This is a genomic window from Segnochrobactrum spirostomi (assembly GCF_009600605.1).
Classification (GTDB): Bacteria; Pseudomonadota; Alphaproteobacteria; order Rhizobiales; family Segnochrobactraceae; genus Segnochrobactrum; species Segnochrobactrum spirostomi.
The window spans coordinates 3,501,241-3,515,539 of sequence record NZ_VWNA01000001.1 but is presented as its reverse complement, the minus strand read 5'-3'; the positions used below and the strand labels follow the sequence as shown (position 1 = coordinate 3,515,539).

Sequence of the window (14,299 nt, the reverse complement as noted above, 5' to 3'; positions counted from 1 at the left end):
CCTGTTCGCGTTTGTGCGCCGCCGTTCCTCCCCTCCCCGTCAGGCCCGCATCAGGCGCACCGCCCGTCTTCAGCGCCAACATGAATTCGAGGACATGAACTCCCTTTAATTTGCCTCCGATCTCCGTCAGGCGCAGAGTCAAGCCATCGAAAACGAGGCAACAACGCCTCGGATACTTAACGAGCGCCAGCGAATAGAAGCGCCCGCAAGCAAACGGAGATCCGACTATGAACGCGATTGCAATCGAGACCGTCGGAAGCAACGCTGCGCTGCTCGCCGACAACGAACTGGCCCGGGTGAACGGCGGCATGACCGGTGCCGAGATCGGGCTGTGCGTGGGTGCTGGCGTCGGCCTCGCCGCCTTCGCCGTGCTGGCTGCGCCGGCGATTGCCGTGAACGGCGCCGTGGCGATCTTGGCGGAGGGCGCCAACCTGCTCGTCGCCGGCGGGCTCACCGCGCTGGGCGCGGGGATCGGCGCGGGCGTCGGCGCCGTCGCCCATGGCATCGCCGATGTCGCAGGAGACGTCGCCAGCGGTGCAGAAGACCTCTGGCACGACATTTTCTGAGGGGGGAGCGGGTTTGTGGACGCCAGGCGTTCTCACCCGTCTCTCAGCTTCCGAGGCCGACGGCCCGGTGCTCCGCATCGGGCCGTTCGCTTTTCCAGCGGCGCTCAGCGCACCGCGAACGGGTTCTCGGCGATGATGTTGCCGTCGACCCTCTGGATGTCGCGCAGGCCGCACAGAGCCATGGTGATGTCGAGCTCCTTGCGGATGACCTCGAGCGTCTTGGTGACGCCCGCCTCGCCGCCGGCGCCGAGGCCGTAGAGGAAGGCGCGGCCGATGAAGACGCCCCGGGCGCCGAGCGCCACCGCCTTGATGACGTCCTGACCCGAGCGCACGCCGCCGTCCATCAGCACCTCGATGCGGTCGCCCACCGCGGCGACGATCGCCGGCAGCGCGGCGATCGACGAGAGCGCCCCGTCGAGCTGGCGGCCACCGTGGTTCGAGACGATGATCGCGTCGGCGCCGCTCTCGGCCGCCTTCACCGCGTCCTCCGCGTCAAGGATGCCCTTCAGGATCAGCTTGCCGCCCCAGCGGTCCTTGATGCGCTTGACGTCGTCCCAGCTCAGCGCCGGATCGAACTGCTCCGCCGTCCAGGCCGAGAGCGAGCTCAGATCCGTCACCCCCTCGGCGTGACCGGCGATGTTGCGGAAGGTGCGCCGCTTGGTGCGCAGCATGTCGAGGCACCAGCGCGGCTTGGTCGCGAGGTTGATGATGTTCGGCACCGTCATCCGCGGCGGGGCGGTCAGGCCGTTGCGGATGTCCTTGTGGCGCTGGCCGAGGATCTGCAGATCCAACGTCAGCACCAGCGCCGAGCACTGTGCCGCCTTGGCCCGGTCGATCAGGCGTTCAACGAACACCTTGTCGCGCATCACGTAGAGCTGGAACCAGAACGGCGCATTCGTGTTCTCGGCGACGTCTTCGATCGAGCAGATGCTCATGGTCGAGAGGGTGAACGGCACGCCGGCCTTGGCCGCCGCCCGCGCCGCGAGGATCTCGCCGTCGGCGTGCTGCATCCCCGTGAGTCCGGTCGGCGCCAGGGCGAGCGGCATCGCCACCGGAATGCCGATCATGGTGCTCGCGAGGGTGCGGTCGCGCATGTCCACGGCGACGCGCTGGCGCAGCTTGATTCGGCCGAAATCGGTCTCGTTCGCCCGGTAGGTGCTCTCCGTCCACGCACCGGAATCCGCATAATCGTAGAACATTTTAGGCACGCGCCGCTTGGCGAGGCGGCGCAGGTCTTCGACGCAGGTGATGACGGGCATGGCAGGCCTTCGGAGGGACGTCTGACGGACGCGAAACGAACTACGTCCTCCTAACCGCAACGAATATTGCGCGCCGTCAAGAGGAGCGAAACCCATGAATTGGTCGCAGCAAGGATGAAGGAACGACATCACCGACCATGAGCCCGTCGGCATCCCCGCTCCACCCAAGATGGTATCGAGACTTCGCGCCAATTTTTACCGGGGCTTTCTGCATATCCGTCGAATTCGAGGAAGCGGCCGACCGTTCGTGCTATATTTTTCCAAATTGAAACAATCGCCGTGTGTTTCATTAGAATAAGTTCAATATACAATACTTGACGGTTCCGCGAATTCTTCCTAGCAGAAGACGGGGTCCGTGGTCCGCGGGGATTGAAATGTCGAACATCGAACGCACGTTGGGGTCCGGTAGAGCGTCGTCGCTCGGCCGCACGCGGTGGTCCGCGCTCGCCACCTATCTCGCCGTGATGGGGCCGGGCCTCGTCGTCATGCTGGCGGATACCGATGCGGGCAGCCTGATAACGGCGGCGCAGAGCGGCGCGCAGTGGGGTTACACCCTGTTGTCGGCCCAGATCATCCTGATCCCGATCGTCTACATGGTCCAGGAGCTGACGATTCGCCTCGGCGTCGTCACCGGCAAGGGCCATGGCGAGCTCATCGAGGCCCATTTCGGCCGCAAGTGGGCGTGGCTGTCGATCTCGACCCTCGTCATCGCCTGCACCGGCGCGATCATCTGCGAGATGAGCGGCGTCGCCGGCGTCGGGCTGATGTGGGGCGTCCCGATGTGGGCCTCGACCGGCGCCGTCACCCTTTTCCTCGTGGTGATGGTGGTGACCGGCTCCTACAAGCGCGTCGAGCGCATCGCGATCGGCGTCGGCCTGTTCGAACTCGTCTTCCTCGCCACCATGATCCTGTCCGGCCCGCAGACGGACCAGATGATCGCCGGGCTCAAGAGCTTCCCGGTCGGCAATTCGCAATATCTGTTTCTGGTCGCCGCCAATATCGGCGCCGTCGTGATGCCGTGGATGATCTTCTATCAACAGTCCGCGGTCGTCGACAAAGGCCTCACGACAGAGCACCTGAAGCACTCGCGGTGGGACACGGCGATCGGCTCGGTCGTCACCCAGCTCGTGATGATCGCGATGCTGGTCACCACCGCGGCGACTTTGTGGGCGCACAACGAAGGCGGCGTCGACCTCAACACCGTCGAGCAGATCAGCGACGCCATCACGCCGCATCTCGGCTACGACGCCGGCCGCATCCTCTTCTCGCTCGGCATCGTCGGCGCCTCCCTCGTCGCCGCCATCGTGGTCAGCCTCACTGCCGCCTGGGGCATGGGCGAAATCACCGGCTACCGCCGCAGCCTCGGCGACGGTGTGCAGCAGGCGCCGTGGTTCTACGTCGTCTACGCCGCGGTCCTGGTGGTCGGCGTCTCGATCGTGCTGTCTGGGGCGAACCTCATCGACATCAACATCTTCGTCCAGGTGCTGAACGCCCTGCTGTTGCCGATCGTACTCGGCTTCCTGGTACTCCTCTCGCAGAAGGCGCTACCGGACCCCTACCGGCTCAAGGGCCGCTACGCCGTGCTCGTCTGGAGCGTCACCGGCGTGATGTGCGTCCTCGGAGTTTATTCCGGCATCGCCGGCATCTTCCAGTCCTGAGGCCGAGCAACACCACCTTGGCGTGCAGATCGAAACCAACTCGACAATGCACGCCATTGCGCCGAAGATGCCGCCCTCGGCTTTGAGAGGGCGGGAACGGATGGGCACACGGCCTTCGATGACGATCTCGGTCCGGATCGAGCGCCCCGTCCGGCAGGTTTATGCCTACCTCTCGGACCCGACCAACTTCGCCGCGTGGGCGAGCGGCCTCGGCCGCCTCACCCACCAGAGCGGGAACCGTTGGATCGCGGAGACCACCGGCGGCGGCAGCGCCGAGATCCGTTTCAGCCCGCAGAACGCCTACGGGATCCTGGATCATCTGGTGCTGCTGCCCGACGGGCGCAGCGTGCCCGTGCCGATGCGCGTCATCCCCAACGGCGACGGCGCCGAGGTCCTCTTCACCCTGTTCCAGATCGAAGGCATGTCCGACGAGGTCTTTGCAGGCGACGCCGATTGGGTCGCCCGCGACCTCGCCCAGTTGAAGGCGGTGCTGGAGGAAGGCTGAGGCGCGCGAGGCCCCCTCCCCTCACCCCTCGATCGATTCCGTCGAATCGATGCTGATGCCGAAGCCGTCGAGGCCGACATAGCGGCGCTCGCGGGTGGCGAGCAGCCTGATCGAGGCGACCCCGAGATCCTTCAAAATCTGTGCGCCGATGCCGACCTCGCGCCACTGCTCATCGCGGTGGCGGGCGGTCGCGTGATCCTCCGCCTCGACGGGCGCGAAGCGGTCGCGGTGGCGGCCGGATTGCTGCGACACGCCGACCGCGCCCTCGCGCAGATAGACGATGATGCCGCGGCCCATCTCCGAGATGCGGCGCACCAGCTTGTCGACCGGCGGCGCCGGACCGAACACGTCGTCCACCACCGATTCGAGCTGGAGACGCACCGGGATGCCGTTGCCGTCGCGGATGTCGCCGAACACCACGGCGACGTGGTGCATCGGGTCGAACGGGGTCTGGTAGGTGACGACCTGCGCCGGACCGGCGATCGTTTCGATGCGCGCCTCGGAGACGCGCTCGATCAGCTTCTCGGTGCGCTGGCGCCAGGCGATCAGGTCGGCGACCGAAACCTGCTTCAGATTGTGCGCCTCGGCGAAGACGGCAATCTGCGGGCCGCGCATCACCGTGCCGTCGTCGTTGACGAGCTCGCTGATGACGCCGACCTCCGGCAGGCCGGCGAGCCGGCAGAGATCGACCGCCGCTTCCGTGTGGCCGGAGCGGGTCAGCACGCCGCCGTCACGGGCGACGAGCGGGAAGATGTGGCCGGGCCGCACGAAATCGCCGGCGCCGACATTCGAATTGGCGAGGGCGCGCACGGTGCTGGTGCGCTCCTCCGCCGAGATGCCCGTCGTCGTGCCGTGGCGGTAATCGACCGAGACGGTGAAGGCGGTGCGGTGCGGCGCGTCGTTTTCCGAGACCATCGCCTGGAGACGCAGGCGCTCGGCGTCCTTGCGGGTCAGCGGCGTGCAGACGATGCCGGAGGTGTGGCGGATGATGAAGGCCATCTTCTCCGCCGTCGCATGGCTCGCGGCGACGATCAGGTCGCCCTCGTTCTCGCGGTCGTCGTCGTCGGTGACGACCACGATCTCGCCGCGCTCGAAGGCGCGGATCGCCTCCGCCACGCGGGTCATGTCGGCGCCCTTGGCTCCGGTCCTGGTCGCGGTCATGGCTGTTCTCCCCACTCGCTCACGCGCCGATCTGGCCGCGATGTCTCAGATAATGGTCGGCGAGCACGATCGCGAGCATGGCCTCGCCGACCGGCACCGCCCGGATGCCGACGCACGGATCGTGGCGGCCGCGGGTCATCACGTCGATCTCCTCGCCGGACGCCGTCACCGAGCGGCGCGGCGTCAGGATCGAGGACGTCGGCTTGACGGCGAAGCGGGCGACGATCGGCTGGCCGGTCGAGATGCCGCCGAGGATGCCGCCGGCATGGTTGGAGAGGAACACCGGCTTGCCGTCCGATCCCATCCGCATCTCGTCGGCATTGTCCTCGCCCGAAAGCGCTGCGGCGGCGAAGCCTTCGCCGATCTCCACGCCCTTCACGGCATTGATCGACATGAGGGCGGACGCGATGTCCTGGTCGAGCTTGCCGTAGAGCGGTGCGCCGAGACCGACCGGCACGCCTTCCGCGATCACCTCGACCACGGCGCCCGTCGACGAGCCCTCCTTGCGAACGCCGTCGAGGAAGATCTCCCACGACGCGGCCGCCTCGGCATCGGGGCAGAAGAAGGGATTGTTGTCGACCTCGTCCCAGGACCAGCGGCTGCGGTCGATGGCGTGCGGCCCCATCTGCACCAGCGCGCCGCGGATCGTGACGCCCGGCAGCACCTTGCGGGCGATCGCGCCGGCCGCGACGCGCATCGCCGTCTCGCGCGCCGAGGAACGCCCACCGCCGCGCGGATCGCGCAGTCCATATTTGGCGTCGTAGGTATAATCCGCGTGGCCGGGCCGGTAGCGGTCGGCAATGTTGGAATAATCCTTCGAGCGCTGATCGACGTTCTGGATCTCGAGCGCGATCGGCGTGCCCGTGGTCAGAAGGCCGTCCGGCCCCTCGACGACGCCCGACAGGATGCGCACCTCGTCCGGCTCGCGGCGCTGGGTGGTGAAGCGCGATTGGCCCGGACGGCGCTTGTCGAGAAAAGCCTGGATCTCCGCCTCGCTGATCGGCAGCCGCGGCGGACAGCCGTCGACGACGCAGCCGATCGCCGGACCGTGGCTCTCGCCCCAGGTGGTGACGCGGAAAAGATGACCGAAGGTGTTGTGCGACATGAAAGGCGGAACCCGAGGCCGCGCGGCGGGCGCCGGCGGTGCGCGTCCGTGTCTTAAGCGCCGGAAACCGTGCGGTCAAACCGGCGTGGGGCCGCAGCGCAGCCGTCGGCGCGCCGCGGCGCGCGCGAGCCGAAACGCGATCCGGCTCTGCAGGCCTCGAAGATGGCGGCATGCGCCCTCAGACCGCAATTTCATGCGCTTTTCGGTTGCCGACACCGCCCCGCTGCCCCAGCTTATTCAAATCGCCACGGATCGCGGACTCGGGGATGCCGATCACGCTCGCCCATCGCCTCGCGGCTCTGCTGCTGGCCAGCCTTACGGCGCCGGTCGCCCGCGCCGGAACGGTCGATGTGATGCCGAAATATGATATCGGGGTGAATTGCGCGCGCTTCGAAAGCGCGGAGGCGCGTCTCGAATGCATCTCGGTCGAGAAGGCCGCCTATGCGAACGCCGAGACGCTGTGGCCGTCGGTCGACGCGGATCGCCGGCGCAAGTGCGTCCGGCAGATGCTGTCCTCGGTCAACAAGAGGAAGCTGCTCTACGTGCTGCTCGACGGCTGCCTGAAGGACGAACTCGCCGATCAGAAGATCGACAAGGCCAAGGGCCTCGATCACGAATATGATTGAAGTCGGCGGCGGCGCCCGCAGACGCCGCCAGCCGACTTCAAGAGATCATTCGGCGCAAAATTACTCGGCGGCAGCCGACGGCCGCTGGCCCGGGCCGCCCATGCGGCCGGCCGCGCGCTTCGGCGCCGCGATCAGGCCTTCGCGCTGGGCGAGCTTGCGCGCCGCCTTGCGAGCGCGGCGAACCGCTTCCGCCTTCTCGCGCGTCTTGCGCTCGGACGGCTTCTCATAGGCGCGCCGCGCCTTCATCTCGCGGAAGATGCCTTCCCGCTGCATGCGCCGCTTCAGAACCTTGAGCGCCTGCTCGACATTGTTGTCGCGAACCAAGACCTGCAAAATCGATCCAATCTTTTGAGGAGAGCGCGCCCGGAACGTTGCCGTCCGAGCACTGCCACGCGGGACCCCGGCACCTTGGCCGGAGCCTGCGAGGCCCGGGAGGCGTGCCTCAGAAGCACGAAAATCGAGCGCCGGTCGCCCGACGCTCGGAAGTCCGCAGAGACGCGGACGACGGATGTGCCGCCTGGCCGGCGTAAGCCGGCGGCGACGGATCGCGTCAGTCGGCGGTCTTCAGATTTTCCGCAGACATCTTGCCGGTGCGGCGGTCGGCCACGAGGTCGTAGGTGACCTTCTGGCCTTCGTTCAGGCCGTAGAGGCCCGAGCGCTCGACGGCGCTGATGTGGACGAACGCGTCAGCACCGCCCTGATCCGGAGCGATGAAGCCGAAGCCCTTCTGGGCGTTGAACCATTTCACGGTTCCCGAAGCCATGGGAGACCCTTTTCAAGCAAGAATACATAGAGGCCCGAGGGTTGCTCGGGTGGATGGATTATCGATTTTCAGGAAAGAAAAAACTGGCTGAACGCAATTCCGCGCGCAAAACCAAATCGCCAGACCTCGTATCGATGACGCTAGTATGGGCCCAGGCAGGCCGAGATACAAGGGTTAATTGCCGGAGGATTGAGATGGGGCCCGGAGCGGGCATGATCGAGCAGGGCGCGGCCTGCAAGATCGAGCCTATCGTCATGCTCGCGCATAAGGTCCAGGAGATCGCTTCATAGTCCATCCCGACCCCAGAGAGCCTGCGCCGGATCGGACCGGCGCGGCCTTCGGCGGTCAGACGAGCGCCACCGCTGTCATCTCGACCCGCAGATCCGGGTCGGCCGCGCATCGGGCTCTGTCCGCGCGACGTGTCGGCCGGAGGTTAAGCAACAAGAAAATGGCTAGAGATCGATTCTGTCTTAATAGAGAGATAAATGCGATATGGTTCGAGGTCGAACTGCACCCGGGGAGCATTCAATGGCGGGAGATCTGTTGGACAAGTGCTTTGTCGTCGGCCCAATCGGGGATGAGGATAGCGACGTCAGAATTCATGCAGATTGGCTGTTTGACGGAATTATAGCTCCATCCATCAAGACGATCGCACCGGATATGGAGATCATCCGAGCAGACAAAATCGCAACGCCGGGAATCATAACGTCGCAGATAATTATAGAATTAATAAGGGCGAAATTAGTTATAGCAGATTTGACACACCTAAATCCGAATGCGCTATATGAGATCGGAATAAGACATGCCTTAAATACTCCGATCATACATATGCACATGGAGGGGACGAAACTACCGTTCGATGTAGCTTCGTTCCGCTCGATTCCTTATTCCTATAAAAGACATGGCGATATCGGCAAGGCGAAAGACGCACTCCAGGCATATGCCGCATCGACACTGGAAGAGAAGCACCAAGTCGACAATCCGGTCACGAGCGCTCGTGGCCGTATCGAGTTCTCCTCGCGCGCCACACCGCCTGAGCGCATGATCCAAGATGATCTCGACGCCCTTTCCACCAGAGTTCAGCGTTTAGAAGTTGATCTTGCAGAGAAAAATAACATCCTCGAAGCTCTTTATCCACCCACCCAATCAACAAGACGAATCGCAATACCGCGAGCCAGATCCGCGATGAATACACAAAATTCCGTGTCCATAAAATTCATCGGAGTTCGCAATGATATTGATGCAGGCGTAATTTCAGGTATTATAAAGAATTCAGGCGGAGTTATACTTGGAGATTTTAATAAATCGGATTCCGCATATTTCTGGATTGGATTCGACGGAAGCAGCTCGGATCTTGCTCACAAGATTTTGCGTTTGTTGCCGAAACACATTATTATGGAGGTTCAGGATGAGAAGCTGAGCGGAACGTTTGGTTGATTCCACTATCCCCCACATGAAAGCATGAAGGCCCGTTAGAATCGCGGTAAGAGGCATCGTGCGCGTGGACAGCCCGAGGCGCCCGTGCGCCTTGTCGCTCGCGCCCAGTCCGAAAGGGGTGTAGCGCGCCCAAAAGGCGACTGAGCCGCCTCCGTGCCGGGTTGCCCGCCCGTTCTACTCCCGCCGCCCCCCCGCCTACGGTCGGGGCATGACTGCCGCCAAATGGCAGCGCTCGCCCTTCTGGCGTGAGCTCGGCAAGGCAAGATGGTGCGGACGGCGGGGCTCGAACCCGCACTCCCGTTTGGGAAGCAGATTTTCGTACCACTTCGGCTTTCGCCGCCGCGGGGTCGATGCGCCCCACGTTCGTGGTCTGGACTGTCCCTTCGCCATGGCCGGCGATATGCCGCCGGCTTTAGGCGCCGCCCGTCCAGTCTCTACACCTTCCCCGGAAATCCGGGGCTTGGCTCGGGATTGGCACCGCCGCGACGCGCGGTCGCCGAGAGCGTTCCCCGACTTTGAGCGGTTCTGCACCGCGGATTTCCCCGCGGGCACTCCAATTGAAGTCTGCTGCGTCTACCGGTTTCGCCACGTCCGCGTGATCGTCGTGAGGCCCCGCCCCGCCTCGCGGCGGATCGGGGACCGGAGCCCGCTGTAGCGACGGCGCTCCCAAGATGCAAGGGCCGGCCGAACGGGTGTCCGGCCGGCCCTCGAGGTCGTGGTGGAAAGGCCGCGTCAGCCCTTGAGGGTGGCGGTCAGCTCCGGGACGACGGTGAAGATGTCGCCGACGAGGCCGTAATCGGCGACCTGGAAGATCGGCGCTTCCTCGTCCTTGTTGATGGCGACGATGACGCGGGAATCCTTCATGCCGGCGAGGTGCTGGATGGCGCCCGAGATGCCGCAGGCGACATAGAGCTCCGGCGCGACCACCTTGCCGGTCTGGCCGACCTGCCAATCGTTCGGGGCATAGCCCGCATCGACCGCGGCGCGGGAGGCGCCGACCGCCGCGCCCAGCGCATCGGCGAGCGGGATGATGACCTCCTGGAACTTCTCGGCCGAGCCGACCGCGCGGCCGCCGGAGACCACGATCTTGGCCGAGGCGAGTTCGGGCCGGTCGGACTTCGCGACCGCCTCGCCCTTGAACACGGACAGCGCCGGATCGGCGACCGCCGCGGCGGTCTCGATCGTGGCGGACCCGCCGTCGCCGGCGACCGCGAAGGACGCGGTGCGGACGGTGATGACCTTCTTCGCCTCGCCCGAGCGCACCGTCTCGATGGCGTTGCCGGCATAGATCGGCCGCTCGAAGGTGTCCGGCGCGACGACGGCGATGATGTCGGAGATCTGCGCGACGTCGAGCAGGGCGGCGACGCGCGGCAGCACGTTCTTGCCCGTCGAGGTGGAAGCCGCGATGATCGTGTCGTAGCCGCCGGCGAGCGACACGATGAGGTCGGCGAGCGGCTCGGCGAGCGCGTGGGCATAAGCCGGCGCATCGACGTGCACGACCTTGGCGACCCCGGCGAGGCCGGCGGCGGCCTGGGCGACGGCCCCGGCGCCCTCACCGGCGACGAGGACGTGAACCGGGGCGCCGATCGCGGACGCGGCCGAAAGGGCGCGGCGGGTCGCTTCGTTGAGGTGGGCGTTGTCGTGTTCGGCGAGAAGCAGCGTCGTCATCTCAGAGCACTCCCGCTTCCGTCTTGAGCTTCTGGACGAGCTCGGCGACCGAGCCGACCTTGACGCCCGCCTTGCGGCCCGAGGGCTCGACCGTCTTGAGCACCGTGAGGCGCGGCGTCACGTCGATGCCGAGATCGGCGGCGGCGATCTCCTCGAGCGGCTTCTTCTTCGCCTTCATGATGTTGGGGAGCGACGCATAACGCGGCTCGTTGAGGCGCAGGTCCGTCGTGATGATCGCCGGCAGGGCGAGCGAAACGGTCTGGAGGCCGCCGTCGACCTCGCGCGTCACCTCGACGGAACCGTCGCCGATGACGAGCTTGGAGGCGAAGGTGCCCTGCGGCCGGCGCGTCAGCGCGGCGAGCATCTGGCCGGTCTGGTTGGCGTCGTCGTCGATCGCCTGCTTGCCGAGGATGACGAGGCCAGGCCCCTCCTTCTCGACGAGCTTGGCGAGGATCTTGGCGACGGCGAGCGGCTCGACACGGCCTTCGGCCTTCACCAGGATGCCGCGGTCGGCGCCCATCGCGAGCGCGGTGCGGATCGTCTCCGAGGCCTGGGCCGGTCCGATCGAGACCACGACGACTTCGGTCGCCTTGCCGGCTTCCTTCAGACGGATCGCCTCTTCGACGGCGATCTCGTCGAACGGGTTCATCGACATCTTGACGTTGGCGAGCTCGACGCCCGATCCGTCCGGCTTGACCCGGATCTTCACGTTGTAATCGACCACCCGCTTCACGGGCACCAGGATCTTCATGAAAGCCCTACTCCTCCGGACCGCGCCTTGGAGCGCGCCCGGGCAGGATGGCGCCATCCGCCCCGCAAGCGCGCCCGATCAATGCGTTCGAAGCCGATTGATCGTTCGGATCCCTTGTCGATCCGAACGCCACGGGTTCTAGCGCTCGACGAAGGCCTTTTCGATCACGAAATGGCCCGCCTCGGCCTGGCTGCCTTCCGAGAACCCGCGGCCGTCGAGCAGCGCGCGCGTCTCCTGAATCATCGCCGGGCTGCCGCACAACATCACGCGATCCGCCTCCACGTCCAGAGGCGGGAGGCCGATATCCTCGAAGATTTTATACGACTGTATAAGATCGGTGATGCGGCCGGTGTTGCGGAACGCCTCGCGGGTCACGGTCGGGTAGTAGATGAGCTTCTCCCGCACCGCCTCGCCGAGATATTCGTCGTTCGGCAGGACCTCGGTGATCTGATCCCCGTAGGCGAGCTCGGCGACGGTCCGGCAGCCGTGGACGAGGATCACCTTCTCGTAGCGCTCGTAGGTTTCTGGATCGCGGATGATCGAGAGGAACGGGGCGAGCCCGGTGCCGGTGCCGAGCAGATAGAGGTGCTTGCCGGGCACCAGATTGTCGAGCACCAGCGTGCCGGTCGCCTTGCGGCCGACGATCAGCTTGTCGCCGACCTTGAGGTGCTGAAGCCGCGAGGTGAGCGGGCCGTTGGCGACCTTGATCGAGAAGAATTCGAGATTTTCGTCGTAGCTCGAGCTCACCATCGAATAGGCGCGCAGGAGCGGCCGCCCCTCCACCTCGATGCCGATCATCGTGAATTGGCCGTTGAGGAAGCGGAAGCTCGGGTCGCGGGTCGCGGTGAAGGAGAACAGCGAGTCGGTCCAGTGATGAACGCTGAGGACCTTCTCCTCATAGAAATTGCTCATGGGCGGGCTTTTCTGATTGGTCGATCCGACTGACGGGAGGCCCGGCTCGGCCGGACGGAGGAGCGCGGGAGGGCGCCCGAACTTCGGTCTCATATCTGCGTGCTCGCCTGCGCGATATCAAGCAAAGATCGCCTCGCCGAAGAGGTCTCACGTAGAATGAAATGCTGCAACGACCGCCAATCCGGCCCGCATTCCGGAAAAATTCCAGCTTGGCGGGAATGCTCGTGCTCCCGGCGCGCTCGCGGGCCTCGCGGGCCGCGTCGCGGAAGCGCCGGCCCGCGCCGTCATATTCGCCCCGTGCCCGCCGTACCCGCTTGCCAAATGCGCCGCTTCGCCGCGCAATGGCGAAAAGCCGTCCGGGCAACGGCAGGGATACGGCAAGGGGAAACGCCAATGACCGAAAAAGTCCAAGTGCTGGTGGCCGGGGCCGGCCCCGTGGGGCTCACGCTCGCGGCCGAACTGAAGCGCTTCGGCGTGAATGTCCGCATCGTCGACAAGGCGCCGGCGCCGACCGACAAATCGAAGGCCCTCGTGCTCTGGAGCCGCTCGCTCGAGCTCCTCGAACGGACCGGCAAGATCGCCGATTATCTCGCCGCGGGTCAGCCCGGCCACGGCACCCGCATCTCGAAGGGACGCGAGCTCATCGCCGAGATCGATCTCGACGGCATCGACAGCCCCTACCCCTACGCCCTGATGATCCCGCAGAACGAGACCGAGCGGGTGCTCGGCGAGACCCTCGCCGGCTTCGGCGGGGCGGTCGAGCGGCAGGTCGAACTCGTCGCCTTCGAAGACGGTCCGAACGGCGTCACCGCCACCCTGAAGCATCCCGACGATCGGCTGGAACAGGTCACCGCCGACTGGCTCGTCGGCTGCGACGGCGCCCATTCGACGGTCCGCCACGGCCTCGGCCTGCCGTTCGAGGGCTCGACCCAGCCGAGCGATTGGGTGCTCGCCGATCTCAAGGTGGAGGGCCTGAAGCCCGACAAGCTCGACCTCTATTGGCACGCCGAGGGCGTCCTCGCCTTCTTCCCGATCGTCGGCAACCGCTACCGCGTGATCGCCGACCTCGGGCCGACCGACGGTGCCGGCCGCAGCGGCGAACCGGCCCTCGCCGACATCCAGGCTTTGGTCGATGCCCGCGGCCCCGGCGGCCTCGTTCTCCACGACCCCTACTGGCTCGCTTATTTCCACATCAACGAGCGCAAGGTGAAGGATTATGGCCGCGGCCGCGTCTTCCTCGCCGGCGACGCCGCCCACATCCACAGCCCGGCCGGCGGCCAGGGCATGAACACCGGCATGCAGGACGCGTTCAACCTCGCCTGGAAGCTCGCCCTCGTCATCCGCGGCGCGGCGAAGGCGGACCTGCTCGCCTCCTATTCCCCCGAGCGCAGCGCCGTCGGCGACAGGGTGCTCGCCAACGCGACGCGGATGACCGACCTCGCCACCCTGCGCAATCCGGTCGCCCAGGCGGTGCGGAATCTGGCGGCGAAGGTCGTGCTCGGCCTCCATCAGGTGCAGCGCAAGATGTCCGAGGCTTTGTCCGAGACCGAGATCGCCTACCCGAAGAGCCCGCTCACCGTCGAAGGCCGCCACGCGCCGCACGGGCACGACCTGCCGCGGGCCGGCGAGCGCTGTCCGCCGGAGGCCGCCGGCGGGCTTCCCTTCGGCGCCGGTCCGGACCCGCGCTTCACCGTGCTCGGCGCGGGCTCCGCGGCGACGGCGCTCGCGGCCCGCTTCCCCGCCCTCGTCGACGCCCACGCGCGTCCCCCGCTCGGCGGCGACGGGCTCTGGCTGGTCCGTCCCGACGGCTATATCGGGTTCGCCGGGGCTGCCGACGACCTCGCGGGCGCGGAAGCCTATCTCGCCGCCATCGCGGTCTGACGGGGCG

14 protein-coding genes are annotated in these 14,299 nt (G+C 66.0%); 6 read left to right on the top strand and 8 right to left on the bottom strand.

What is annotated here, in order from left to right; genetic code table 11:
- Nucleotides 1-227: 227 nt before the first annotated feature.
- Nucleotides 228-566: a hypothetical protein gene (locus tag F0357_RS15865; RefSeq protein WP_153484143.1), complete on the top strand. Its 339-nt coding sequence runs from the start codon at nucleotides 228-230 to the stop codon at nucleotides 564-566.
- A gap of 104 nt (nucleotides 567-670) precedes the next feature.
- Here the strand turns inward: F0357_RS15865 and F0357_RS15860 are convergent, their stop codons facing one another.
- Complete coding sequence (locus F0357_RS15860; RefSeq protein ID WP_153484140.1) at nucleotides 671-1,825, bottom strand: alpha-hydroxy acid oxidase; 1,155 nt, start codon at nucleotides 1,823-1,825, stop codon at nucleotides 671-673.
- A 374-nt stretch (nucleotides 1,826-2,199) separates the two neighbouring features.
- On the opposite strand from F0357_RS15860, the gene F0357_RS15855 reads away from it, so the two are divergent.
- Nucleotides 2,200-3,483, top strand: coding sequence for an NRAMP family divalent metal transporter (locus F0357_RS15855; protein WP_246161489.1), 1,284 nt, complete (start codon nucleotides 2,200-2,202; stop codon nucleotides 3,481-3,483).
- Nucleotides 3,484-3,601: 118 nt separating this feature from the next.
- The gene (locus F0357_RS15850; protein ID WP_208948373.1) at nucleotides 3,602-3,988 is read left to right on the top strand and encodes an SRPBCC family protein; all 387 of its coding nucleotides are present in this window, start codon (nucleotides 3,602-3,604) and stop codon (nucleotides 3,986-3,988) included.
- 21 nt (nucleotides 3,989-4,009) lie between these two features.
- Here F0357_RS15850 and ribB read toward each other — a convergent pair whose 3' ends face one another.
- Together ribB and aroC are read right to left on the bottom strand one after the other, a co-directional pair.
- Nucleotides 4,010-5,149, bottom strand: a complete 1,140-nt coding sequence (ribB, locus tag F0357_RS15845; protein WP_246161488.1) for a 3,4-dihydroxy-2-butanone-4-phosphate synthase — start codon at nucleotides 5,147-5,149, stop codon at nucleotides 4,010-4,012.
- Nucleotides 5,150-5,168: 19 nt separating this feature from the next.
- Nucleotides 5,169-6,254: a chorismate synthase gene (gene aroC, locus F0357_RS15840; protein ID WP_153484134.1), complete on the bottom strand. Its 1,086-nt coding sequence runs from the start codon at nucleotides 6,252-6,254 to the stop codon at nucleotides 5,169-5,171.
- 266 nt (nucleotides 6,255-6,520) lie between these two features.
- Here aroC and F0357_RS15835 point away from each other — a divergent pair, with 266 nt between their 5' ends.
- Nucleotides 6,521-6,880: a hypothetical protein gene (locus F0357_RS15835; RefSeq protein ID WP_153484132.1), complete on the top strand. Its 360-nt coding sequence runs from the start codon at nucleotides 6,521-6,523 to the stop codon at nucleotides 6,878-6,880.
- A 60-nt stretch (nucleotides 6,881-6,940) separates the two neighbouring features.
- Here the strand turns inward: F0357_RS15835 and rpsU are convergent, their stop codons facing one another.
- Together rpsU and F0357_RS15825 are read right to left on the bottom strand one after the other, a co-directional pair.
- Nucleotides 6,941-7,213, bottom strand: a complete 273-nt coding sequence (gene rpsU, locus F0357_RS15830; RefSeq protein WP_153484130.1) for a 30S ribosomal protein S21 — start codon at nucleotides 7,211-7,213, stop codon at nucleotides 6,941-6,943.
- Between the two features lie 217 nt (nucleotides 7,214-7,430).
- Entirely contained in the window at nucleotides 7,431-7,643 is a 213-nt protein-coding gene (locus F0357_RS15825; protein ID WP_153484128.1) for a cold-shock protein, read from the bottom strand.
- A gap of 528 nt (nucleotides 7,644-8,171) precedes the next feature.
- Between F0357_RS15825 and F0357_RS15820 the strand changes: the two genes are divergently transcribed.
- Complete coding sequence (locus tag F0357_RS15820; protein WP_153484125.1) at nucleotides 8,172-9,080, top strand: hypothetical protein; 909 nt, start codon at nucleotides 8,172-8,174, stop codon at nucleotides 9,078-9,080.
- A 732-nt stretch (nucleotides 9,081-9,812) separates the two neighbouring features.
- Here the strand turns inward: F0357_RS15820 and F0357_RS15815 are convergent.
- The 3 genes from F0357_RS15815 to F0357_RS15805 all read right to left on the bottom strand — a co-directional run bounded on the left by F0357_RS15815 (nucleotide 9,813) and on the right by F0357_RS15805 (nucleotide 12,411).
- Entirely contained in the window at nucleotides 9,813-10,748 is a 936-nt protein-coding gene (locus F0357_RS15815; RefSeq protein WP_153484121.1) for an electron transfer flavoprotein subunit alpha/FixB family protein, read from the bottom strand.
- 1 nt (nucleotide 10,749) lies between these two features.
- Nucleotides 10,750-11,499: an electron transfer flavoprotein subunit beta/FixA family protein gene (locus tag F0357_RS15810; protein ID WP_153484117.1), complete on the bottom strand. Its 750-nt coding sequence runs from the start codon at nucleotides 11,497-11,499 to the stop codon at nucleotides 10,750-10,752.
- A gap of 138 nt (nucleotides 11,500-11,637) precedes the next feature.
- Nucleotides 11,638-12,411 (bottom strand): ferredoxin--NADP reductase, encoded by a 774-nt coding sequence (locus F0357_RS15805; RefSeq protein ID WP_153484113.1) that lies wholly within the window; start codon nucleotides 12,409-12,411, stop codon nucleotides 11,638-11,640.
- A 393-nt stretch (nucleotides 12,412-12,804) separates the two neighbouring features.
- Between F0357_RS15805 and F0357_RS15800 the strand changes: the two genes are divergently transcribed.
- Nucleotides 12,805-14,292: an FAD-dependent monooxygenase gene (locus F0357_RS15800; RefSeq protein ID WP_153484108.1), complete on the top strand. Its 1,488-nt coding sequence runs from the start codon at nucleotides 12,805-12,807 to the stop codon at nucleotides 14,290-14,292.
- Nucleotides 14,293-14,299: the final 7 nt, after the last annotated feature.